This is a genomic window from Streptomyces sp. NPDC026673 (genome assembly GCF_040638135.1).
GTDB lineage: Bacteria > Actinomycetota > Actinomycetes > Streptomycetales > Streptomycetaceae > Actinacidiphila.
The window spans coordinates 104,217-125,106 of the sequence record NZ_JBEZXR010000006.1 but is presented as its reverse complement, the minus strand read 5'-3'; the positions used below and the strand labels follow the sequence as shown (position 1 = coordinate 125,106).

At 74.7% G+C, this 20,890-nt stretch carries 21 protein-coding genes; 13 read left to right on the top strand and 8 right to left on the bottom strand.

Going from position 1 to position 20,890, the window contains the following annotated elements:
* Positions 1-19 precede the first annotated feature (19 nt).
* From AB0F62_RS07430 to AB0F62_RS07420, 3 genes are all read left to right on the top strand, one after another.
* Positions 20-1,345: a hypothetical protein gene (locus tag AB0F62_RS07430; RefSeq protein WP_361793191.1), complete on the top strand. Its 1,326-nt coding sequence runs from the start codon at positions 20-22 to the stop codon at positions 1,343-1,345.
* Between the two features lie 97 nt (positions 1,346-1,442).
* Positions 1,443-2,534, top strand: a complete 1,092-nt coding sequence (locus AB0F62_RS07425; RefSeq protein WP_361793188.1) for an oxidoreductase — start codon at positions 1,443-1,445, stop codon at positions 2,532-2,534.
* 9 nt (positions 2,535-2,543) lie between these two features.
* On the top strand, positions 2,544-2,978 hold the full coding sequence (locus AB0F62_RS07420) for an ankyrin repeat domain-containing protein (RefSeq protein WP_361793185.1): 435 nt from the start codon (positions 2,544-2,546) through the stop codon (positions 2,976-2,978).
* Between the two features lie 64 nt (positions 2,979-3,042).
* On the opposite strand, the gene AB0F62_RS07415 is transcribed toward AB0F62_RS07420, so the two are convergent.
* Together AB0F62_RS07415 and AB0F62_RS07410 are read right to left on the bottom strand one after the other, a co-directional pair.
* The gene (locus tag AB0F62_RS07415) at positions 3,043-3,933 is read right to left on the bottom strand and encodes a hypothetical protein (RefSeq protein WP_361793182.1); all 891 of its coding nucleotides are present in this window, start codon (positions 3,931-3,933) and stop codon (positions 3,043-3,045) included.
* Entirely contained in the window at positions 3,933-5,213 is a 1,281-nt protein-coding gene (locus AB0F62_RS07410; RefSeq protein WP_361793179.1) for a VWA domain-containing protein, read from the bottom strand. The genes AB0F62_RS07415 and AB0F62_RS07410 overlap by 1 nt, the downstream gene beginning before the upstream one ends.
* 418 nt (positions 5,214-5,631) lie before the next feature.
* Here AB0F62_RS07410 and AB0F62_RS07405 point away from each other — a divergent pair, with 418 nt between their 5' ends.
* On the top strand, positions 5,632-7,167 hold the full coding sequence (locus AB0F62_RS07405) for an ADP-ribosylglycohydrolase family protein (RefSeq protein ID WP_361793176.1): 1,536 nt from the start codon (positions 5,632-5,634) through the stop codon (positions 7,165-7,167).
* Positions 7,168-7,453: 286 nt separating this feature from the next.
* Positions 7,454-8,320, top strand: coding sequence for a helix-turn-helix transcriptional regulator (locus AB0F62_RS07400; RefSeq protein ID WP_361793173.1), 867 nt, complete (start codon positions 7,454-7,456; stop codon positions 8,318-8,320).
* A 147-nt stretch (positions 8,321-8,467) separates the two neighbouring features.
* Here the strand turns inward: AB0F62_RS07400 and AB0F62_RS07395 are convergent, their stop codons facing one another.
* Together AB0F62_RS07395 and AB0F62_RS07390 are read right to left on the bottom strand one after the other, a co-directional pair.
* A complete protein-coding gene (locus tag AB0F62_RS07395; RefSeq protein WP_361793170.1) occupies positions 8,468-9,340 on the bottom strand; it encodes an SRPBCC family protein in 873 nt (290 codons plus the stop codon).
* Positions 9,337-9,660 (bottom strand): metalloregulator ArsR/SmtB family transcription factor, encoded by a 324-nt coding sequence (locus AB0F62_RS07390; RefSeq protein ID WP_361793167.1) that lies wholly within the window; start codon positions 9,658-9,660, stop codon positions 9,337-9,339. Before AB0F62_RS07390 ends, AB0F62_RS07395 begins: the two co-directional genes overlap by 4 nt.
* 104 nt (positions 9,661-9,764) lie before the next feature.
* Between AB0F62_RS07390 and AB0F62_RS07385 the strand changes: the two genes are divergently transcribed.
* The 3 genes from AB0F62_RS07385 to AB0F62_RS07375 all read left to right on the top strand — a co-directional run bounded on the left by AB0F62_RS07385 (position 9,765) and on the right by AB0F62_RS07375 (position 12,029).
* Complete coding sequence (locus AB0F62_RS07385) at positions 9,765-10,178, top strand: PaaI family thioesterase (RefSeq protein WP_361793164.1); 414 nt, start codon at positions 9,765-9,767, stop codon at positions 10,176-10,178.
* A 230-nt stretch (positions 10,179-10,408) separates the two neighbouring features.
* Entirely contained in the window at positions 10,409-11,614 is a 1,206-nt protein-coding gene (locus AB0F62_RS07380) for a phosphodiester glycosidase family protein (protein WP_361793449.1), read from the top strand.
* Between the two features lie 82 nt (positions 11,615-11,696).
* A complete protein-coding gene (locus AB0F62_RS07375) occupies positions 11,697-12,029 on the top strand; it encodes a DUF952 domain-containing protein (RefSeq protein WP_361793161.1) in 333 nt (110 codons plus the stop codon).
* A gap of 52 nt (positions 12,030-12,081) precedes the next feature.
* Here AB0F62_RS07375 and AB0F62_RS07370 read toward each other — a convergent pair whose 3' ends face one another.
* The 3 genes from AB0F62_RS07370 to AB0F62_RS07360 form a co-directional block, all read right to left on the bottom strand.
* Positions 12,082-12,666 (bottom strand): hypothetical protein, encoded by a 585-nt coding sequence (locus tag AB0F62_RS07370; RefSeq protein WP_361793158.1) that lies wholly within the window; start codon positions 12,664-12,666, stop codon positions 12,082-12,084.
* Positions 12,666-13,568, bottom strand: coding sequence for a zinc metalloprotease HtpX (gene htpX / locus AB0F62_RS07365; protein WP_361793156.1), 903 nt, complete (start codon positions 13,566-13,568; stop codon positions 12,666-12,668). Before htpX ends, AB0F62_RS07370 begins: the two co-directional genes overlap by 1 nt.
* Before the next feature lie 112 nt (positions 13,569-13,680).
* Complete coding sequence (locus AB0F62_RS07360; protein ID WP_361793154.1) at positions 13,681-14,643, bottom strand: NADPH:quinone oxidoreductase family protein; 963 nt, start codon at positions 14,641-14,643, stop codon at positions 13,681-13,683.
* Between the two features lie 163 nt (positions 14,644-14,806).
* On the opposite strand from AB0F62_RS07360, the gene AB0F62_RS07355 reads away from it, so the two are divergent.
* From AB0F62_RS07355 to AB0F62_RS07340, 4 genes are all read left to right on the top strand, one after another.
* On the top strand, positions 14,807-15,082 hold the full coding sequence (locus tag AB0F62_RS07355; RefSeq protein WP_361793152.1) for an isoamylase early set domain-containing protein: 276 nt from the start codon (positions 14,807-14,809) through the stop codon (positions 15,080-15,082).
* Between the two features lie 244 nt (positions 15,083-15,326).
* Positions 15,327-16,226, top strand: a complete 900-nt coding sequence (locus AB0F62_RS07350; RefSeq protein ID WP_361793149.1) for a lysylphosphatidylglycerol synthase transmembrane domain-containing protein — start codon at positions 15,327-15,329, stop codon at positions 16,224-16,226.
* A gap of 22 nt (positions 16,227-16,248) precedes the next feature.
* On the top strand, positions 16,249-17,340 hold the full coding sequence (locus tag AB0F62_RS07345; RefSeq protein WP_361793146.1) for a hypothetical protein: 1,092 nt from the start codon (positions 16,249-16,251) through the stop codon (positions 17,338-17,340).
* A 49-nt stretch (positions 17,341-17,389) separates the two neighbouring features.
* A complete protein-coding gene (locus AB0F62_RS07340; protein ID WP_361793143.1) occupies positions 17,390-17,854 on the top strand; it encodes a GNAT family N-acetyltransferase in 465 nt (154 codons plus the stop codon).
* Positions 17,855-17,870: 16 nt separating this feature from the next.
* On the opposite strand, the gene AB0F62_RS07335 is transcribed toward AB0F62_RS07340, so the two are convergent.
* Positions 17,871-19,016, bottom strand: a complete 1,146-nt coding sequence (locus tag AB0F62_RS07335; protein ID WP_361793446.1) for a citrate synthase/methylcitrate synthase — start codon at positions 19,014-19,016, stop codon at positions 17,871-17,873.
* A 115-nt stretch (positions 19,017-19,131) separates the two neighbouring features.
* Between AB0F62_RS07335 and AB0F62_RS07330 the strand changes: the two genes are divergently transcribed.
* Positions 19,132-20,367, top strand: a complete 1,236-nt coding sequence (locus tag AB0F62_RS07330; protein WP_361793141.1) for a citrate synthase — start codon at positions 19,132-19,134, stop codon at positions 20,365-20,367.
* Positions 20,368-20,890: the final 523 nt, after the last annotated feature.

The window sequence follows — 20,890 nt, the reverse complement described above, 5'->3', positions numbered from 1 at the left end:
GAGACGAAGGAGCGATGCCGTGGCGGACGACACCGCGCCGGCCCCGTCCCATCCGCTGGCCTCCGTCAGGCGCAGCCACGGCTGGAGCTATCAGGACCTCGCCCGGGTCGTCGCCGACAACGCCCGTGCCCTCGGCGTGCCCATGGCGGCCCGCCGGGAGAAGGTGTGGCGCTGGGAGCACTGGGGCGTGGTACCGGAGAGGGACAGCCAGCGCGCCCTGGCCCGGGCGCTGGGCATACCGCTGCGGGAGGTCGACGCCCGCCCGTGGCCCGGCTGGTTACCGCCCTTCGGCGGCATCCCCGACGGGCTGCCGTGGACGCGGGCCGGCGGACTCGACGCGCTGGACGCCCTGCTGGACGGCGGTGGCCGCGACCCGCGGAGCCATCCGGTGCTGGCGGGAGCGGAGTTCCGCGACGCCGTCGCCGACTGGACGGCCGTCATGGACGGTCGGGCGAGCGGCCCGGCGCCGGGCGGCGCCACCACCGCGAGGAGCGGTTCCGCCGCCGACGAGGAGACCGCGTCCTGGCTGGAGCACGGCGTGCTCGGCCTGCGCCGGCTGGACGACCGGCTCGGCGGCGCGGCCGTACGGCACCGGGTAGAGGCCGATCTGCGGATCACCCTGGAACTGCTGCGCCACGGTCCCCACCCGGGCGGACTCGACGCCCGGCTGCTGCGCGTGGCCGCCGGGCTGGCCCAGTTGGGCGGCTGGGCGGCCACGGACTGCGGCCGGCACGGGGCGGCACAGCGGCACTACCTCACCGGGCTGCGGCTGGCGCACGGCGCTGAGGACCGCCCGCAGGCCGCCAACCTCTGGGCGGGGCTGAGCCTGCAGGCGGTGTTCGCGGGCCGCCACGACGACGCCCTCGCGGCGGCCCGCGCCGCGGAGTCCGCCGCGCCCGGTGCGACGTCGCGCACCCGGGCGATGCTCGCGACCCGCCGCGCCCGGGCGTATGCCGGGCTCGGCGAGGACACGGCGTGCCGCCGGGCGCTGGAGGACGCGGGACGGCTGCTGGACACCGCCCCCGGCGACGACGACCCGTCATGGCTCTACTGGTTCGACGAGGCGGAGCTGTGCGCGCAGAGCGGCGTCGCGCTGCTGGACCTCGGCCGTGCGGACGAGGCGGCCCCCCTGCTGGAGAAGGCGCTGGCCATCCAGGACCCCCGCTACCGGCGCGACCGCACCCTCTACACGGCCCGCGCCGCCCTGGCCCGGGCCCGTACCGGCGACCTCGACACCGCCCGCGTCCTGACCGACGCCGCCGTGGACCTCGCCCGGGACTGCGGGTCGCCGCGGGTCGCCATCGCGGTCGAGCAGGCCAGGACGACGCTGTCGCGGGCCCGTTGACGCTCCCCCGGGCGGGGCGGCGCGATCCGCCACGGCGCGCGGAAGGTGGTCTGGTGCGGTGCCCCGGCGTGGACTAGGTTGCCGCGCCATGACACCGATGGGGACGATGAGACGGGTGTGGACGGCCGTGCTGTGCGGGGCGGCGGTCGCCGCGCTGACGGCGGCTCCGGCCCACGCGGCGGGTGAACGGCACGGCCCGCGCTGGGAGCTGAAGGACACCGGCAGCACGGCGCGGTTCCGCGGGCTGGCGGCGGTCAGCCGGAACACGGCCTGGGCGGCCGGTTCCGCGGGAACGGTGCTGCGCACGGTGGACGGCGGGCGCCGCTGGGCGGACGTCTCACCGCCCGGCGCGGCCGAACTGCAGTTCCGTGACATCGAGGCGTTCGACGCGCGGCGCGCGGTGGTGCTGGCGATCGGCGAGGGCGAGGCGTCCCGGGTGTTCCGCACCCAGGACGGCGGGGCGACCTGGACCGAGACCTTCCGCAACACCGACCCCCGGGCCTTCTACGACTGCGTCACCTTCTTCGACGACCGCAACGGGCTGGCCGTCAGCGACCCCGTCGACGGCAGGTACCGGATCCTGTCCACCGGTGACGGCGGCCGCAGTTGGCGCGTGCTGCCCTCCGGCGGCATGCCGCCCGCGCTCGCCGGCGAGGCATCCTTCGCGGCCAGTGGGCAGTGCCTGGTGAGCCGCGGCGCGCGCGACGTGTGGCTCGCCACCGGCGGGGCGTCGGCCGCCCGCGTCCTGCACTCCCGCGACCGGGGGCTGACCTGGACCGTGACCGCGTCCACCCTGCCCGCGGGCGACCCGGCCAAGGGGGTGTTCGCGCTGGCCTTCCGCGACGAGCGGCACGGCATCGCCGTGGGCGGGGACTACCGCCCCGACCAGGCGTCCCCGGACGCCTCGGCGGTGACCCGCGACGGCGGGGCCTCCTGGACCCGTTCCGGTCGGCCCCCGGCCGCCTACCGCTCGGGCGTGGCCTGGCTGCCGTACTCCTCGCGCGCGGCGATCGCGGTGGGACCGACCGGCAGCGACCTGACCCTGGACGGCGGCCGGACGTGGCGCACGTTCGACGGCGGGTCCTACGACACCGTCGACTGCGCGCCGGATCTGGGCTGCTGGGCCGCCGGTGAGCAGGGCCGCGTCGCCCGCCTGGGGATCGGCTTCGGCGGGGCGGCCGTCCCGTAGCCTGTGCCGGTGAACCGCAGACGCCGCAAGAAGCTGAGCCGGGAGCTGGTGAACGCGGCGCGGCGCGGCGACCTCCGGACCGCCGGGGAGCTGCTGCGCCGGGGGGCGTCCCCCGAACACGCCGACCCGGACGGCACGACCCCGCTCTACGCGGCGGCGGTGGACGGCGCGCCGGCCGTGGCCGCGCTGCTCCTGGCCGCGGGGGCGCGGCCGGACACCGAGAGCGGCCACGGCGACGAGGGCACACCGTTGTGCGCCGCCGCCTGCTGGGGTGATACGGAAACGGTGCGTCAGCTCCTGGCCCACGGCGCCGACCCCGGACTGCGCGAGGACCACGGCGCCGGGCTCACCCCGCTGGAATGGGCGGAACGCGGCCCGCACCCCGAGACGGCCGAGCTGCTGCGCGCGGCGGCGGCACGGAGGGCGGCGACCGCCGAACGGTGAACGCGGACGCGCCGGTACGGAGCCACCGGGGCCCCGTACCGGCGCGTGGCCGGGTCCTGCGCGGTTACGCGACCTGGCGGGGGCGTCCCCGTCCTCGGGTGAGGGTGTATCCGGCCACGCCCGCGAGCGCGCCCAGCACGCCCCCTACCGCGGTCCAGATCCAGCGGTCGGACCACCAGCCGCCGCCCCAGCCGTCCTCGGGCTGGGCCAGCCCGGCCGGCACCGGGGAGGCGCTGGGGTCGGCCTCGTCGTCCGCCGCCTCGTCGGACTCCTCCGTGGGGGAGGCGGACGGCACCGCGTTGGGGTCGAGGGTGGCCCCGGCCCTGGCGACGGGGGTCAGCGGGGCGGCGAGTTCGCCGTCGACGGCCTTGGAGCCGCCCGCGTCCGTCGAGGTGGTGCCGACCTGCGCCTGAACAGGCAGGCCGAGGTCCTGGTCCGGGAGCCGCAGCACGGTCAGGCGGATGTAGTACGCGCCCGGCAACGGGTCGTCGGCCCACGCCTCGGACCACGCGCGGACGGTGCGCAGCCGGCAGCTCAGCTCCAGCTGGGTGTCCTGCGCGGACGCCGTCCTGGTCGGCTTGCCCGCGGTGCACGCCTGACGGCGGCGCAGACCGTCGTAGACGTCCACCTGCCAGGTCTGGCTGCCGTGCCGGGACGCGGCCTCCGGCAGGGTGACGGTCGCGGAGACGGTGGGGACCTCACCGGCCGCGGCGGGGAACACCCAGTACAGGTAGTCGCCGGTCGAGGCGCTCGCCGGAACGGTCCGCACCCCCGGCCGCAGGTTCCCCGCGGTACGGAAGCCGGTGCCGGGCTGGACCCGCTCCTCGACCGTCCCCGACCCGCTCGGGCTGGGGGTGGCGTCGTCGGCGGCGGCGGTGCCCGCACCGGCGGCGAACAGGGCCGCACCGGCGAGCAGTACGGCGGCCGCCCTGCGCATCCTTCGGGTGGTACGCATCAGTTGGTCCTCCAGACGGCGACGCGCCAGCGCGAGATCCAGCCCCACAGCAGACCGGCGACCAGGCCGGAGACGACCAGCACGGCCAGCAGCCACCAGCCGCGGCCCAGGCCGAAGGAGGCGACATCGGACGGGTCGTCGGGCGAGGAGACCAGGTCGACGCTGAGTTCGAGCGGCAGGCCCGGGGTGCGCTTCACCGCGTCGGGGGCGGAGAAGGAGTTGCTGACCTCGATGCACACGGTGCGGGCGGCCGTGGCCTCGGCGTCGTCGCGTTCCGGCCAGGCGTAGCGCAGGCCGGACGAGATGACGTCGGTGCGTCCGCCGCCCGCCTCGGAGCCGCGGACGAGTTCCCGGCCGCCGCCGGTGACGGCCCGTACGAGGACGCCGTAGTCGCGGTTGACGGCGCGGTCGGCGCCGACGCTGACGGAGGCGCGCAGTTCCTGGCCGTCGGCGACGCTCACCCGGTACCAGCGGTGCTCGGCGAACTCCTCGCGGTCGGTGTAGACGCCGGGGCCGAGCAGCGGGGCGTCGGCGCAACGCGCGGAGCCCTCGGTCGCGGTCGGGGTGACGACCACGTTGTCGGCGGAACGGCCGACGAGTTGCTTGATGCGGTCGGAGAGCTGGTCGGCGTGGTCGACGGCGGTGTAGGTGCCGCCGGTGGCCTCGGCGATGCAGCTCAGCTGCTCGCGGATCTTGGTGTTGGGCACCAGGCCGAGCGTGTCGACGACCAGATGGGTGCCCTCGGCGGCGAGTTCGCGGGCGACCTCGCACGGGTCGAGCGGCTGGCAGGTGTCCTCGCCGTCGGTGATGAGGACGATGCGGCGGGTGGCGTCACCGCCCGCGAGGTCCTTGCCCGCGGCCTGGAGGGCGGGGCCGATCGGCGTCCATCCGGTGGGGGCGAGGGTGGCGACCGCGGTCTTGGCCTCCGTGCGGTCGACCGTGCCGACCGGGTAGAGGGCCTCGGTGTCCTTGCAGCCGACGGCCTTGTCCTTGCCGGGGTAGTTGGCGCCGAGGGTGCGTATGCCGAGCTGCACCTCGTCCGGCACGGCGTCGATGACCTCGTTGAACGCCTGCTTGGCCGCCGACATGCGGGACCTGCCGTCGATGTCGTTCGCGCGCATCGAACCGCTGACGTCCAGGACGAGTTCGACCTTGGGGGCCTCGCGCGCGGTCTCGGGCCCGTCGTCCGCGGCGGCCGGCGCCGCGGCCGGGAAGATCGCGGTGGCGAGCGTGGCCACGAGGCCGCACAGCCCCGCCGCCAGCCGTTTGCTTATGATCATTGGCGGATCCTATGGAAGATCCGCCGCCGCCCCCAACTCGGCCCGGGCCCCTTGTCTCCGGCCCTTCCCGGAGCGGACCGCGCCCCGGGCCCGGCACACGGCTCTGACCAGCGGCGGCCCGCGGTCGCCCCTCTCGTTCGGCCCGGCGAGCGCCCTGACGGTCCGTCAGCTCCGATCCCCGGCCCCCCGTCGCCGCACCTGCCGGAACCGCACCGGCCGCCTCACCGGCGTTCATAGTGTCCCATTGACGATAAGTGGGTCCTCGTGCAAGGCTGACGCGGCATCACGCCGGGGTCGCCCCCGAACCGGCAGCCCCGGGACGCCCCGGAACCGCCGTATTCGACCGGGACGGCACTCTCCCCGGCACCCGCCGTCCGGCTCGTCCCGCACGTGCCGCCGGATCACATGGAGGACGCCCATGGCCCACGCCCCCCTGCCCCATCCCCAGTTGGACGCGCGGGCCGCCGACCGGGCCGCCGGGGTGCTGCTCGGTGCGGCCGTGGGCGACGCGCTGGGTGTGCCGTACGAGTTCAAGGCGCCGCTGAGGGAGGATCAGCAGCCGCGGATGATCGGCGGCGGCCTGGGGCCGTACCAGCCGGGCGAGTACTCCGACGACACCCAGATGCAGGTCTGCATCGCCCAGGTGGCGGCGACCGGAGCGGATCTGCGCGACCCGGAGGCCCTGGACGCGATCGCCGCCGGCTTCCAGGGCTGGCTGAGCGAAGGCGCCAGCGACGTCGGCAACCAGACCAGCCTGATCCTGAGCGTCGCCGCCCGCGCACCCGGGCCGGCGGGCACGGCGATGCGGGAGGCCGCCCGGGAGTACACCGCGGGCCATGTCCGCAGCGCGGGGAACGGCTCGTTGATGCGGACCGGGATCGTCGCCCTCGCGCACCTCGGTGACCCCGCGGCGATGGCCGAGGCCGCCGTCGCGGTCAGCGCGCTGACCCACCCCGACCCCGACTGCGCCGACGCCTGTGTGCTGTGGTGCTCCGGCATCCGCACCGCGGTGCTGCACGGCACCTTCGACGGCGTGCGCGACGGCCTGGCCCTGCTCCCGCCCGAACGCCGGGAGACGTGGGCGAAGCGGCTGGACGAGGCCGAGGCCCACCCGCCGCACCACTTCGGCAACAACGGCTGGGTCGTCCACGCCCTCCAGGCCGCCTGGTCGGCCGTCACCCGCACCGCCGTGCCCGATCCGAACCCCGCCGAAGGCGGTTTCCCCGCCCGGCACCTGCAATCAGCCCTGGAGGCGGCGGTCCGCGCCGGAACGGACACCGACACCGTCGCGGCGATCGCGGGCGCCCTGCTCGGCGCGCGCTGGGGCTGCTCCGGCATCCCGCTGGAGTGGCAGCAGGCCGTCAACGGCTGGCCGGGCCTCACGGGGGCCGACCTGGTCCGGCTGGCCCTGCTCACCGCCCGGGGCGGGAACGACGACCACACCGGATGGCCCTCGGCGCCGCGTCTGCCGACCGGCGGCCAGGAAGGCTTCGCCGTCCCCCACCCGCACGATGACGGGGTGGTCCTGGGCAATCTGTCCCTGGCCCAGGGCACCGAGCCGGTCGACGTCGACGCCGTGGTCTCACTCTGCCGCGTCGGTACGGACCCGCTCCTGCCCGGCACCCGCGTCGAGCAGGTCCGCGTCTGGCTGGTGGACAGCGATGGAGCGAACGCCAACCTCCACTACGTCGTGGACCAGGCCGCCCGCCAGGTGCTGCGGTTGCGCCAGGAGGGCAAGCGAGTCCTGCTCCACTGCTTCGCCGGGCAGAGCCGCACCCCGGCTGTCGCCGCCGTCTACAGCCACCTGGCCAAGGGCACCGACGCGGAGAGCGCGCTGCGGGATCTGCGCCGGGCGCTGACCGGCGGCTGGCACCTCCACGCGCACCCCGAACTCCGGTCCGCCGTGGACGACCTGACCACTCCGGCGGCCGCCGATCGCCACCCCGGTCGGTGACCCGGGCCCCGCGCCGGGACCCACGGCCCCTGCTCCGCGTGAAACCGGGGCGGGGGCCACGGCGGTGGCCGCCGGACGCACGGCGGCTGACGCCCGGGCGGCCCTGCCCGAGGGCCCCGACCGGCGGAAACACGTCATGGGGCGACGCCCCTCCGCCGGCATGCGCGCCTTCCGGCCACCGGGAAAGGCGCGTTCTGCAATGTGCAAATCGCGCGCTCCATGCTTTCCCACGCCCTGACGTCATGACAAACTACGCGGAGATCAGCGGTGTTGGAGGAGATGGACCGTGACTGACGCGCGGGCGGCAAGCGCTCCCACCGTGCTGCGGGTGGTACTCGGCAGGCGCCTCCAGGACCTCCGCGAGAGGGCCGGCCTCTCGTACGAGCAGGCCGCACAGGCACTGGACGTCACACACGCCACGGTCCGCCGCATCGAGAAGGCCGAGGTCGGGCTGCGCATCCCGTACGTGGAGAAGCTCCTCCTCACCTACGGGGTCACCGAGCCCGCCGAGATCGCCAACTTCCTCGAACTGGCCCGCGAGGCCAACCGTCCCGGCTGGTGGCACCGCTTCCGCGACGTGCTCCCCGAGTGGTTCAGCGCCTTCGTCAGCCTCGAGGGCGCGGCCGAGCTGATCCGCGCCTATGAGCCGCACTACGTACCGGGGCTGCTCCAGACCCCGCAGTACGCGGAGGCCGTGCTGCGGGCGGGACGGCCACACGCCTCACAGGAGGACATCGAGCGCGGCGTCGCGCTGCGCATGGAGCGGCAGGCGCTGCTCTCCCGCGCCAACCCGCCGCTGCTGTGGGTCGTGATGGACGAGACGGTACTGCGCCGTCCCATCGGCGGCGCCGAGGTGATGCGCCGCCAGATCGACCGCCTGATCGAGGCGTGCGACATGCCGCAGGTGCGGTTGCAGATCATGCCCTTCGCCTCGGGGCCGCATCCCGCGATGTACGGGCCGTTCCACATCTTCCGCTTCCCGCTGCCGGAGCTGCCGGACATCGCGTACGCGGAGAGCCTGATCGGCGCCGTCTACCTCGACGACCGGGAGGACGTCTCGCGGTTCCGCGAGGCCCTGGACCGGATGAGCGCGCAGGCCCTGCCCGCCGGACCCACCCGGGAGTTCCTGGAAGAGGCGCGCGCGCTGCTGTGACGCCGGCGGCGCGGCCGCCGTGCGCCGCCCGAAGAAGGCCGCGGAAGGGCGCGGAAGGGCGCGGAACGTCGCGGGCCCTCCCGGAGTGCCGGCCGGGCGGGGCATCGCGCCGTACCGCCGGACGCCCCCGGACCCTCGACCGGTTGGTCAGCGGGGCATCGCGGCCAGCTTGGCGGCGAGGCTCTCGACGTGGTCCCGCCAGACGTCCAGCGCCCGGGCCGCGGGCACCTCGGGGATCCCGGTCTGGGTGAGGAGCAGGCGGGCGCCGTGCCCGGTGCCCTCGGTCAGCTCCCAGCGCACGGTCCCCTCGTGCCGTCCGTGGAGGTCCCAGGGATAGGCGAGGGCCTCGTTCGGGCGCAGCTCGCTCACCGGGCCGGCCGCGAAGTCGCCCACCACGAAACCGTGCGGCACGGGGCCGCCGACCTCGGGCGCGGCCACCCCGACGAGCAGGGTCTTCCACACCGTCGCCGCCGGCTGGGTCAGCTGCCGCTCGAAGCGGACCTTCCAGCCGACGGGCAGTTCCTCCGCGGTGCCGCGGTCGAGGCCGAACTCCTTGACGTAGCGCTCGTGCGCCGCGTTCATGTCGCCCGGCGCGGGCACGGGCTCGCCCTCCAGTTCGGGGTCGATGGCGGCGATGCAGGCGTCCCATCCGGCGGCGAAGCTGGCGGCGCCGGGGCGGTCGGCGAAGGTGTGCGTCAGGGTCAGCACGGATCCGAGGGACTCCGGCATCAGCTCCCAGCGGAGCAGGTCCGCGCCCCAGGTGTAGGCGACGACGTGCGGCGGGTCCCACTCGGTGACCTCGCCGTCCATGTCCGCTCCCTCGCCGTGCCGGAACAGGAAGCGCACCTTGCCGCCCACCCTCGGCTCCATCTCCACATCGGAGGGGAACCACTTCGACAGGTGCCCGGGCTCGGTCAGGGCCCGCCACACCTTCTCCGGCGGGTGTGCGAGCCGCCGCTCCATCCGCAGCGCGGTCCGGCCGTCCGCGGTGGTCAGCGTCTCGCCGGTGTCCGTGGTCATGGCTCCTCCATCTCGTCGGGCATGGCGTCCAGATGCCGCTCCAGCGCGTCCAGGCCGGTGCCCCAGAGCCGGCGGTACGGCGCGAGCCAGGCGTCGACCTCCCGGAGGGGCTCGGGGCACAGCTCGTACCAGCGGCGCTGCGCCTCGGCGCGCACCTGGACCAGACCCGCCTCGCGCAGCACCCGCAGGTGCTTGGACGTGCCGGGCTGGCTCAGGCCCAGGTGCTCGGTGAGCTCCCCGACCAGACGGGGGCGCTCCAGCAGCAGATCGAGGATCCGCCGCCGCGTCGGCTCGGCCAGCACGTCGAAGGGTATGGACACATCTCCCAATATACTCCTGAGGCTATATACCCGCAATGGCATATACGGCCCCACACTCGTCGCGCTCTGGTGCGCCCCCGCGACGGTGCGTCAGAATGTCCGCCGTGACGATCACCACCGCCGAGGCGGACAAGGTCCTGGCCGACAATTTCGCGCCCTGTGTGCGGGATCTGGGGCTCTCCGTGGAGGAGACCGGGGAGCGGCACGCCGTGCTGCGGCTGCCCTGGTCGGACCGGCTGGCCCGCGAGGGCGGCGCGATGTCGGGCCAGGCCCTGATGGCGGCCGCCGACACGGCCACCGTGATCGCGGTGTCCGCGGCCCGCGGGGGCTACGGGCCGATGACGACCGTGCAGCAGTCCACCACCTTCCAGCGGGCGATCATGGGCACCGACGTACTGGTCACCGCACGCGTCACCAAGCTCGGACGGCGGCTCGCGTTCATCGACATCGAGCTCACCCCCGAAGGCGCCGGCGAGCCCGCGGCCCAGGCGGCCACGGTGTACGCCTTCCCCGGCTGAGGCGGCGGGCGCTCGTACGCCCTTCACCCGCGGGTCGCACAACAGGTCGCACGGCTAGGCGACTTTCACTGACTTTTCCGCTCATGGCGGCATGTTCTCCGCCCTCACGCGGCGTGGTGCTGCGACAACCCGGGAGGCCCGGGCAACCATTGAGCCCTCGTCAGGTAATCGGTTTTCGGGCTGGAGCAATGGTGACTCGACGACCCCGCCGGGTACGCCTGGCGATCTCGATGGCGCTCGCGTGGAGCGCCCTGCTCGGCGGCTCTACCGGGGCGGCCGCCGCGGTCGCGGGGGACGGACTGCGCTACGGCGCGGGCAGCACGCTCGCGACGGGGGTGGACTACCGTACGTTCACCTACGAGGGAGCCCAGGGCGCAGTCCGCGGGCACCTGCTGACGGTGGGCCTGAGCACGCCCGGTGTTCGCGTGGACCTGCTGCACCCGGGCGTCGTCGCCGGGCGCGGCAAGGTCTCCGGCCTGGCCGACGCCGCCGGCGCCGTGGGCGGCGTGAACGCCGACTTCTTCAACATGAGCGAGACCCAGCACCCCGGGGTGCCCGCGACCCATGCCCCGGTCGGCCCGGCGATCGCCACGGGGCGGGTGCTGAAGTCGGCCGTCCCCGTGGGTCAGCGGTTCGGCCCCGGTCTGCCCTCCGGTACGTCCACCGAGGACGTCCTGGCCATCGGCGGCGACCGGGTCGCCCGGCTGGACCGGCTCCGGCTGTCCGGCTCGGTCGCCTTCGCCGGGGGCACGGTGCCGCTGGGCGGCCTGAACCAGTACGCGCTCCCGGTCGGCGGCGTGGGCGCGTACACCGCGGACTGGGGCAGCGCCTCCCGGCTCCGCGCGGCCTGCGGCGACGACCTCAGGCGGGCGGCGCCCTGCAGCGAGGACACCTACGAGGTGACGGTGCGCCAGGGCCGGGTGGTGAGCACCGGCGAGCGGCCGGGACGGGGCGCCATCCCGCCCGGCACGGTGGTCCTCGTCGGCCGGGAGGCGGGCGCGGAGGCGCTGCGCCCGCTGGAGCCCGGAGACGCGGTCGACGTGCGGCAGCGGCTGGTCGCCTCCGCGTACGGCGGCACCTATCGCTTCGCCGTCGGGGGCTACCCGATCCTGCGCGAGGGCTACCCGCTGGTGGACCTGGACGACGGCGTCGCGGCGACGCGCACCTCGGCGGGCTTCGGCGACGGCGGGCGCACGCTGTACCTCATGGCGCTGGACGGCAAGGCCGAGTCCGGTGCCGGTCTCACGGTGCGCGAACTGGCCTCGCTGATGTCCGGGCTCGGCGCGGACTCCGCCGTCAACCTCGACGGCGGCGGCTCCTCCACCCTGGTCACCCGCGCCCCCGGCGCGCCCCGCGCCAAGGTGCGCAACCACCCCGCGGGCGGCACGGAACGCCTGGTCGCCAACGGCATCGGCGTGTTCACCAACGGCGGCTGACAGCTTCACCCCCCCGCCCCTCCGTCCGCGGCGGCACGGAATGCGGATGCGCGGGGCCCGGCCGGTTCCGTAGCGTGACCGCATGCCGAACACCGAGCACATCGTCCACCTCACCGAACGGTCCCTGTGGGAGACGGCCCGCGCGTCGGGCCGCTACGCGATGTCGACCCGCGGCCGCACGCTCGAGCAGGTGGGATTCGTCCACTTCTCGACCCGCGATCAGCTCCCACGCGTCGCGGCCTTCCTGTACGGCGACCACGAGGGCCCCGACGAGCTCGTGGTGCTGGTCGTGGACCCGGCCCGGCTCGACGTCCCGCTGAAGTACGAGGCCATGCCACCGAACGGGGAGGAGTTCCCGCACGTGTACGGGTCCGTGCCGGTCGAGGCCGTGGTGGACGTCGAGCCCTGGGGCTGAGCCGCAGCCGCCCCCGACGGCGGGAGCGGCGGGGCCGGCGAACCGCCGGTCCTCAGCCGCCCAGGCCCGGCGCGCCCCAGAGGGGGAACCAGCGGCCGAGGTCCTCCTCGAGGCGCAGGTCGTTGCCGAGCAGGGCCTTGGCCTGCAGTTCCAGGCGGCTGTCGCGCTTCTCCCCCGGGAGCGGGGCGAAAGGGTAGAACGAACCTCGTTTGTAGAGGTAGACCAGCGCCAGGGAGCGCCCGTCGTCGTCGCGGAAGGCGGCCAGCGAGCACAGCAGCTGCGGGCCGAAGCCGTGGCCCTCCAGGGCCGAGTTGACCGCGTGCAGGTCGCCGACGAGACCCGTCAGGTCGTCGGCCGGACGGCGGACGACCAACCATGTGTAGCCGTACGCGTCACGGACGGACTCCACCGGGACCGCGCCCTCGCCGGTCTCCATGTCAAGGAGGGCCCGTACGTCCTGCTGGACTTCGGCGAAGGCGCCGCCCTCCACGGCGGCGAAGCACACGGAGCCCACCCCGGTGGGCCGGAACCCGGCCGCGGCCTCCAGGGTGAGGGCCGCCGAGGGGAGCCCGAAGAGCTGGTCCAGGTCGGGTTTGACGGGTTTGCTGCGCCCGAGCAGCGCGTCGAGGAACCCCATCAGCGCCGCCCCAGCTCGACGGAGATCCGGCCGAGCTGCGCCAGCCGCTGCTCCAGCGTGGGGTGCGTGGACAGCAACTGGGCCAGGCTCTGGCCGCCGGCGAAGGCGGGGACGAAGTAGAAGGCGTTGAAGGGCTCGGCCTTGCGCAGGTCCTCGGTGGGGATGCGGGCCATCTGACCGGAGACCTTGGTCAGCGCCGAGGCCAGGACGGAGGGCCGCCCGGTCAGCAGCGCGGCGGAGCGGTCGGCGGACAGCTCGCGGTAGCGGGACAGCATCCGGGTCAGCAGGAAGCTGACGCAGTAGACGAGCGCGCTGACCAGCGGGATCAGGATGACCACGATCGCGGTGCCGGGGTCGCGGCTGTTGCGCCCGAGGCCGCCCCACAGTCCGATCCGGGTGACCACCCCGGCGAGGACGCCCAGGAACGAGGCGATCGTCATCACCGCCACGTCGCGGTGGGCGACGTGCGAGAGCTCGTGGGCGAGGACGCCCTCCAGTTCGTCGGGCTCCAGGCGGCGCAGCAGGCCGGTGGTGGCGCACACCAGGGCCGCCTTCTCGTTGCGGCCGGTGGCGAAGGCGTTGGGGACGTCGCTCTCGGCGATGGCGACACGGGGTTTGGGCATGTCGGCCAGGGCGCAGATGCGGTCGACGACGCCGTGCAGTTCGGGGGCCTGCTCGGGGGTGACCTCGCGGGCGCCCATGCTGAAGGCGGCGATCCGGTCGCTGAACCAGAACTGGGCGATGAACAGCCCGCCCGCCACGATGAGGATCAGCGGCCAGGCGCCCCGCAGCAGCGCCAGCAGGACGCCCACGAACACGACGTAGAGCAGCCCGATCATGAACATGGTGACCACCATGCGGGTGGTCAGCCCCCGGTCGGGGGCGAAGCGGGTCCTGTCCATGGCCCCTCCCGTTCCTCCGGGCCGCCGGCCGCGGCTTCGTGCTCCGCTGTCGATTGTGCCTCCGCGGAGGCGCGAACGGCGGGGCGGGAACGCGGCCGGCGGCCCGGGAGGATCAGCGCGCCGGGTCGAGCGTGAGCTTCCCGTAAGTGCGCCGGGCCCGCAGGTCCTCGTGGGCGCGGGCGACCTCGGACAGCGGGTACCTGCCGCCCTCCTGGGGCTTCAGCCGGCCGTCGGCGGTCATGGCCAGCAGCTCGGCCATCGGCTCGCGGTACATGCCCGGGCGGCCCAGGCAGTGCATCAGCCAGAAGCCGACGACGGCCCGGGAGCGGCCCATCAGCTGCGCCGCCTGGACCGGGGTCGGGGGGACGCGGGAGGCGAGGCCGTACGTCACCAGGCGGCCGAAGGGGGCGAGCGCGGCCAGCGAGGCGTCGAAGACCGGGCCGCCGGTCATCTCCAGCACGATGTCGACCTTCTTGCCGCCGTTGGCCTCGACGAGCCGCTCCTTCAGCCCCGCCGCGTCCGTGGGGTCCGCCTCGACCGCGACGTCCGCACCGAGCTCCAGCGCGAGGTCCCGCTTCTCCTTGGAGGACGCGGTGGCGATGACGCGTCCCGCGCCGAACTCCTTGGCGAGCTGCACGGCGAGCGAGCCGGTGCCGCCCGCGGCGGCGTGCACGACGACGGACTCGCCCTCGGCCATGCGGGCGGAGGTACGCAGCAGGTGCCAGGCGGTGAGGCCCTGGACGACCAGGGCGAGGGCCTGGCCGTCGGTGACGCCCTCGGGCACGTCGTGGGCGAGGTACTCCTCGACGACGGCCCGCTCGGCGTAGCCGCCGTTGTCGGTGAGGGCGACCACGCGGCGGCCGCCGGCGGTGCGGCCGACCACCTCGGCGCCGGGGACGAGGGGAAGGGTGGCCTTGGAGAGGTAGGAGTTCTCCACCAGGTGCGTGTCGGCGTAGTTGACGCCCGCCGAGGAGACCTCGACCAGCAGCTGCCCCGGCCCCGGCTCGGGTTCGGGCAGCTCCACCTGCCGCAGCACCTCGGGCCCGCCGAACTCGGTGATCTGGATCGCGCGCACCGCGACTCCCTCCGCAAACATGCCTACGTCGTGTCGTCCGGGGTCACGATATCCCGGAACACCGACCAGTCGGTATGTGACTTTCCCCGGCGCACCGGAAGAATGTGGGGCACCCGCGCACCGCACGTCCTCCGTCCCTCGTCCGCCATCGCAGGGAGAGTCCATGCTCAGGCGCACCAAGCTGTTCGGCCGCAAGACCCGGATCACCTTCGCCCTGCCCCTGGACCATCCGCCGGGCACCGTCAGCGTGGTCGGCGACTTCAACGGCTGGGAACCCGGCCGGCACACCCTCGTCCCCCGCCGCGACGGCACCCGCACGGTGTCGGTGATCCTCCCGGCGGGTGCGCACCGCTTCCGCTACCTCGCCACCGACGCGGTGTGGTTCGACGACGAGTCGGCCGACCGCGTGGACGGCCAGGGCAGCCACCTCGAGCTGTAGAGCCTGTCGTCGCATTCCCGCCTGCCCCGCGACGCACGACGGCGCCGCGTCCGGTCCCGCCGCGTACCACGGGAGGGCCGGACCCGCCGCCGAATGAGCGGCACGGGTCGCCGCACCGTATGGTCGTGCGTAGGTACGGCCGGGGCTGCGCCGGGGAGCGCCTCACGGCAGCGCGGGCGACCGCGGCGACCGGAAGGGCGTAACAGGCATGTGGCGGCGCCTCCCAATGCGTCAGATCTTCGGTGTGGCACCGCTGTTCGTGGTGGCCCTGATCGTTCAGCGGCAGTGGCCGATGGTGGACGCCGGCACCGACCGGCTGGGTTCCGCCGACGGCGAGTGGCTGCTGGCGGCCGGGGCCGCGACGCTGCTCGCCTGGGTGTGCTCGGCCACCGCCCAGCAGGGCGCGGTGCTGGAACAGCTGCCCGCAGGACGGCTGCTGGCCACCCAGTTCGCCGCGTCGGCGGCCAACCACATCCTCCCGGCGGGTGTCGGCGGCAACGCCGTCAACCTGCGCTTCCTGCTGCGCTGCGGCCTGTCCCCCAGCCGTTCCGCGGCCGCGCTGACCGTGCGGGCGCTCGCGGCATGCGTGGTGCGGATCGGGCTGCTGGCGGTCCTGCTGGCGGCCTTCCCGCACGCGCTCGACCTGCACAAGGTCGTGCCCGGGCGGCCCGACCTCACCCTCGCCCTCGTCGCCGGCGCGGCGCTCTGCGCCGTCCTGGTGGTCCTGCTGTCGGTGCGCCACGTCCGCCGCACGGTCCGCTCGTTCCTCGGCACGGTCGCCACCGACGTCCGGGCGGTGCACGGCCGTTCCGCGCGGGTGGCGGCGCTGTGGGCGGGCTCCCTGGCCTTCCCGGTGATGCACGCCGCGGTACTGGTAGCGGTCGTACGGTCGCTGCACGCGCCGGTACCGGCCGCACACGTGGCCGTGGCGTACCTGGCGGGCAGCGCGGCGGCGGCGCTGCTGCCGACGCCGGGCGGACTCGGCTCGCTGGACGTCGCCCTGGTCCTGGCACTTGTCACCGCGGGCGCCACCGGTGTGGCGGCGACCTCCGCGGTGCTGGCCTACCGCATCGTCACCGTATGGTTGCCCCTGCTCCCCGGTGTGCTGGTGCTGGCCGCGCTGGTCCGCCGGCGGGTGCTGTGAACCGTCCGGGGAGGGAAGTCCAGTGCGCGTCCTGATCGGTCTCGTCGGGGCGCTGGTCGTCGCCGGGACCTTCTCGTCGGTGCTGCGCACCCTGGTGATCCCGCGGCCCACCCGGTCCAGCTTCACGCGCCTGGTGCACGCGGCGGTCCACCTGCCCTTCCAGTTCGTCGCCGACCGCTGCCGCTCACCCGAGGCCAAGGACCGCGTGCTGGTCCCGGTGGCCGCGGTGTCCATCCTCGCCAACCTGATCGGCTGGCTGATCGCGTTCTGGGCGGGCTACGCCATGCTGCAGGCCGCCGTCAGCGACCTGGACCCGGTCGACGCGCTGCGGGAGGCGGGTTCTTCGCTGTTCACGCTGGGCTTCGCCAGCAGCCACCACGTCGACCTCACGGTGATCGACTTCATCGCCGCCGCGACCGGCCCGATCACCATCGGCCTCCAGATCGGCTACCTGCCGACCCTGTACGCCGCCTACTCCCGCCGCGAGGCGGAGGTGACCCTGCTGCAGGCCCGGGCGGGCAACCCGCCGTGGGGACCGGAGATCCTCGCCCGCTACGCCCAGATCGGGCTCACCGACAGCCTCACCGAGCTGTTCCGCAACTGGGAGCGGTGGGCGGCGGAGGTGAGCGAGAGCCACACCAGTTACACGGTGCTCAGCCGGTTCCGCTCCCCGCAGCCCGACCGCAGCTGGCTGATCGCCCTGCTCGCCGTCATGGACGCCGCCGCCATGCAGCTCGCCCTCAACCCCGGCCGCCCGCAGGCCGAGGCCCGGCTCGCCCTGCGGGCGGGCTTCGTCTGCCTGCGCGACATCGCCGCGATCTGGCGGATCCCGTACGACGCCGACCCCTCGCCCGACGCGGCCATCCGGCTGCCGTACGAGGAGTTCGCCGCGGCCGTCGCCCACACCGCGGCCAACGGCTACCCGCTGGAGCGCGCCCCCGAGGAGGCGTGGCCGCACTTCCGCGGCTGGCGGGTCAACTACGAGGACCTGGCCTACCGTTTCGCCTATCTCTTCGACGCGGTCCCCGCGCCCTGGTCCGGCCCCCGCCGCACCCAGGAGGAGACCCTCACCCCGGTCACGCCGGTCGACCGCAAGCCGGCCGCCCGGGGGTAGCGGCGGCCCGGCCGCCGCCGGGCGCGGGCGGGACGTTACGGTGACCACCGTGCACAGCAGCCCCGGCCCGACGACCGTCACCCGCCCCGCGCGGCCCGCGGACCTGCCGCACCTGCTGCGGTGGGAACGCGACTACATCCGTACCGTCGAACCGGCCGCCGAGGCGGCCTGGACCGGGGCGATCGACCGCAACCTCGCCCTGTGGGTGGACTGCCTGGACCGGACCCTGATCCTGGAGGTCGACGGCGAGCCGGCCGGCTCCATGATGTGGATGCCCGCGGACGGCAAGGCGACGCTGATCGGCATCCATGTCGTCCCCGCCCTGCGGCGACGCGGCTTCGGCCGCCTCCTCCTCGACGCGTTCGCCGCGCAGGCCCGCGAGGCCGGCCACCGGACGCCGGCACTCGGGGTCCACCGCGCCAATCCGGCCCTCCGCCTCTACGAGGACGCCGGCTACCGCCGCACGGGCGAGGAGGGCGACTACCTCCTGATGGAACGCCCCGCGATGCCCTGACCGGTCCGCGGGGCCGTCACGCCGCCGGCACGGGCTGGGGCGGGACCGGGCCGACGTAGCGGGCGGCGGGACGAATGATCTTGCTGTCCTCGGCCTGTTCGAGGATGTTGGCGCACCAGCCGACGACTCGGGCGCAGGCGAAGGTGGGCGTGAACATCTCGCGCGGCAGGCCGCACAGCTCCATGACGACGCCCGCGTAGAACTCGACGTTGGTGTGGAGTTCGCGGCCGGGCTTCAACTCGGCGAGTATCGCCTCGACCCCCGCCTCGACCTGGACGGCGAGGTCGACCAGGGGGCCGCCGAAGGAGCGGGCGACCTCCTTGAGCATCCGGGAGCGGGGGTCCTCGGTGCGGTAGACGGGGTGCCCGAAGCCCATGATGCGGTCGCCGGCCAGGACGCGTTCGCGGATCCAGGGATCGATGCGGTCCGGGGTGCCGATGGCGTCCAGGGTGTCCAGGGCGCGGCTGGGGGCGCCGCCGTGCAGCGGGCCGGACAGCGCGCCGACGGCTCCGGTGAGACAGGCGGCGAGGTCGGCCCCGGTGGAGGCGATGACCCGGGCGGTGAAGGTGGACGCGTTGAAGCCGTGGTCGACGGTGGAGATCAGATAGCGCTCGACGGCCCGGGCGTGCGCAGGGTCGGGTTCCGCTCCGGTGAGCATGTAGAGGTAGTTGGCCGCGTACGGCAGGTCCTCGCGCGGGGCGACCGGCGCCAGGCCCCGGCCGAGGCGGTACAGGGCGGTCAGCAGCGTCGGCACGGCGGCGGTCGCGGCGAGGGCGTCGGACAGCCGACGCTCCGGGCCGACGTCGTACAGCGGGCGGAACCCCTCGGCCGCCCCCAGCAGGGACAGCGCGGAGCGCAGCCCGGCGAGAGGGCCGCTGAGCGCGCCGGAGCGGGCGATGGCGGGCAGTGCCTCGCCGACCGCGTCCGGCAGGCGGCGCAGCGGGGCGACGCGCCCGGCGAAGGCGTCCCGCCCCGCGGCGTCGGGGAGCGTGCCGAGCAGCATCAGGTGCCAGACGTCTTCGAAGGTGCGGCTCTGCGCCAGGTCGACGGCCGAGTACTGGCGGTAGTGGTAGAAGCCCTCGGTCCCTCGGACGTCGCCGAGCGCGGTCTCGGTGACGACGACTCCTTTCAGGCCGCGGGGTACGTCGGGGATGACGGGCATGACGGTCACGGTGGTCCTCCGCTGCTGCTTCGACGGCTCGATGTTGACTCGACCATCCATCATTGATTCAATCCTCGTCAACATTGATTGAATCAATGTGTGATGGGATGGAGTCATGACGACGGAGGAACGGCTGAGCACCCGCGAGGCGGCCGAGCGGCTCGGGGTCAAGCCCGAAACGGTGTACGCCTATGTCAGCCGCGGCCTGCTGAGCAGCCGCCGCGCCCCCGGCGGGCGCGGCAGCACCTTCGATCCCGAGGAGGTCGACGCCCTGGTGCGCCGCACCCGGCGCGCGGCGCAGCAGCCCGCCGAGGACGCCGGCACGGGCCCGGTGCGCACCGCGATCACCCTCATCGACCGGGACCGCTACTACTTCCGCGGGGTCGACGCGACGGCCCTGGCCGAGCGGTACGGCTACGAGGAGGTGGCGGAGTGGCTGTGGACCGGCGTCCTGCGCCGCGGGGTGCGCTTCATCTCGCCACCGCAGGCGCTGGAGGCCGCCCGGCGGGCGGTCGCGGCGCTGCCCGGGCACAGCGGCCCGATGGACCGGCTGCGGGCGACGGCCGTGGCGGCGGCCGTGGCGGACCCGCTCCGGTTCGACCTCTCCCCCGAGGCCGTGCTCGGCGCCGCCCGCGGCCTGATCCCCACGCTGGTCCGCGCTCTGCCCCCGGCCGGGACCCCGCACCGGGGCGGAGGCCGGCTGGCCTGGCGGCTGTGGTCCCGCCTGTCCGGTCACCCGGCCGACGAGGCCTCACTGCGGGTGCTGGACGCGGCACTCGTCCTGCTCATCGACCACGACCTGGCCGCCTCGACACTCGCCGTGCGCATCGCCGCCTCCGCCCGTGCCCACCCGTACGCCGTCGTCTCGGCCGGCCTGGGGGCCCTCGACGGTCCGCTGCACGGCGCCGCCAGCGGGCTGGCCCACCGCATGCTCACCGAGGTCCTCGACCGCGGCAGCGCGGCCCCCGTCGTCGCCGACCACCTGCGCGCGGGCCGCAGCGTCCCGGGCCTCGGCCACCGCCTCTACGCGGCCGAGGATCCGCGCGCGGTGATGCTCTTCCGGCTGCTCGAGGACGTCCCGTACGCGGCGCCGGCCCTGGCCGCCGCCCGCGAGGTGGCCGGGACGACGGCCCGTCACACCCCGCTCCACGCCAACGTCGACCTTGCTTTGGCGGTGCTCTCCGTCTCCGCGGGCATGCTCCCGGAGGCCGGCGAGACGATCTTCTCCGTCGCCAGGACCGCGGGCTGGATCGCCCACGCCCTAGAGGAGTACGGGGAGCCTCCGCTGCGCATGCGCCCGAGCGGCCTCTATGTGGGGCCGCGCCCACCGCAGCCGGTGCCGATGCCGTAGGTGCTCCGTGCGGGGTGGTGGGGGGGTGCTGCCGGTGGTTCGGCTGTCCCGCCGTCTCGCTCCCTCCGGTCGCAAAGCGGCGGGCTGCGGATGGGAGGGTGGGCGGCGTCGGGCCGTCGGCAGTGTGCGGGCCGGTGGTCGGCGGGCGTTCAGGCGCCGGAGCGGGGTGCCTTTCCGGCGCCTGGGGTCTCGTTTCCGTCCGCGGGTAGAGATGGCTGGTTGCCACGCCCACCCTTCGTGGGTGGCGCGCCCGCCGTAACCCGCGTCTGCGGGTGCTTCCCCGGCCGACGACGGGCTCGGCGGGTGGATTTCCGAGATCGGGCTCCGTTCCGCCGACTATGTCGGCGAAAGCGAGCCCGATGTCCCCCCGCTCAAAGAACGGGCTCTGTTCCGCCGAACATATCGGCGAAAGAGAGCCCGATCTCCCGTCAACGGCTCGACAGCACCTCGAATCAGCCGCAGACGCCGGTCACGGCGGGCGCGCCCACCACCCACCGATGGCGGGGAAGCGGCCATCTATACC

Coding starts and splice junctions, on each gene's coding strand:
- AB0F62_RS07425 (WP_361793188.1), top strand. CDS start 1,443: ATGGGGACGATGAGACGGGTGTGGACGGCCGTGCTGTGCGGGGCGGCG.
- AB0F62_RS07415 (WP_361793182.1), bottom strand. CDS start 3,933: ATGCGTACCACCCGAAGGATGCGCAGGGCGGCCGCCGTACTGCTCGCC.
- AB0F62_RS07410 (WP_361793179.1), bottom strand. CDS start 5,213: ATGATCATAAGCAAACGGCTGGCGGCGGGGCTGTGCGGCCTCGTGGCC.
- AB0F62_RS07405 (WP_361793176.1), top strand. CDS start 5,632: ATGGCCCACGCCCCCCTGCCCCATCCCCAGTTGGACGCGCGGGCCGCC.
- AB0F62_RS07395 (WP_361793170.1), bottom strand. CDS start 9,340: ATGACCACGGACACCGGCGAGACGCTGACCACCGCGGACGGCCGGACC.
- AB0F62_RS07380 (WP_361793449.1), top strand. CDS start 10,409: ATGGCGCTCGCGTGGAGCGCCCTGCTCGGCGGCTCTACCGGGGCGGCC.
- AB0F62_RS07375 (WP_361793161.1), top strand. CDS start 11,697: ATGCCGAACACCGAGCACATCGTCCACCTCACCGAACGGTCCCTGTGG.
- AB0F62_RS07370 (WP_361793158.1), bottom strand. CDS start 12,666: ATGGGGTTCCTCGACGCGCTGCTCGGGCGCAGCAAACCCGTCAAACCC.
- htpX (WP_361793156.1), bottom strand. CDS start 13,568: ATGGACAGGACCCGCTTCGCCCCCGACCGGGGGCTGACCACCCGCATG.
- AB0F62_RS07355 (WP_361793152.1), top strand. CDS start 14,807: ATGCTCAGGCGCACCAAGCTGTTCGGCCGCAAGACCCGGATCACCTTC.
- AB0F62_RS07335 (WP_361793446.1), bottom strand. CDS start 19,016: ATGCCCGTCATCCCCGACGTACCCCGCGGCCTGAAAGGAGTCGTCGTC.
- AB0F62_RS07330 (WP_361793141.1), top strand. CDS start 19,132: ATGACGACGGAGGAACGGCTGAGCACCCGCGAGGCGGCCGAGCGGCTC.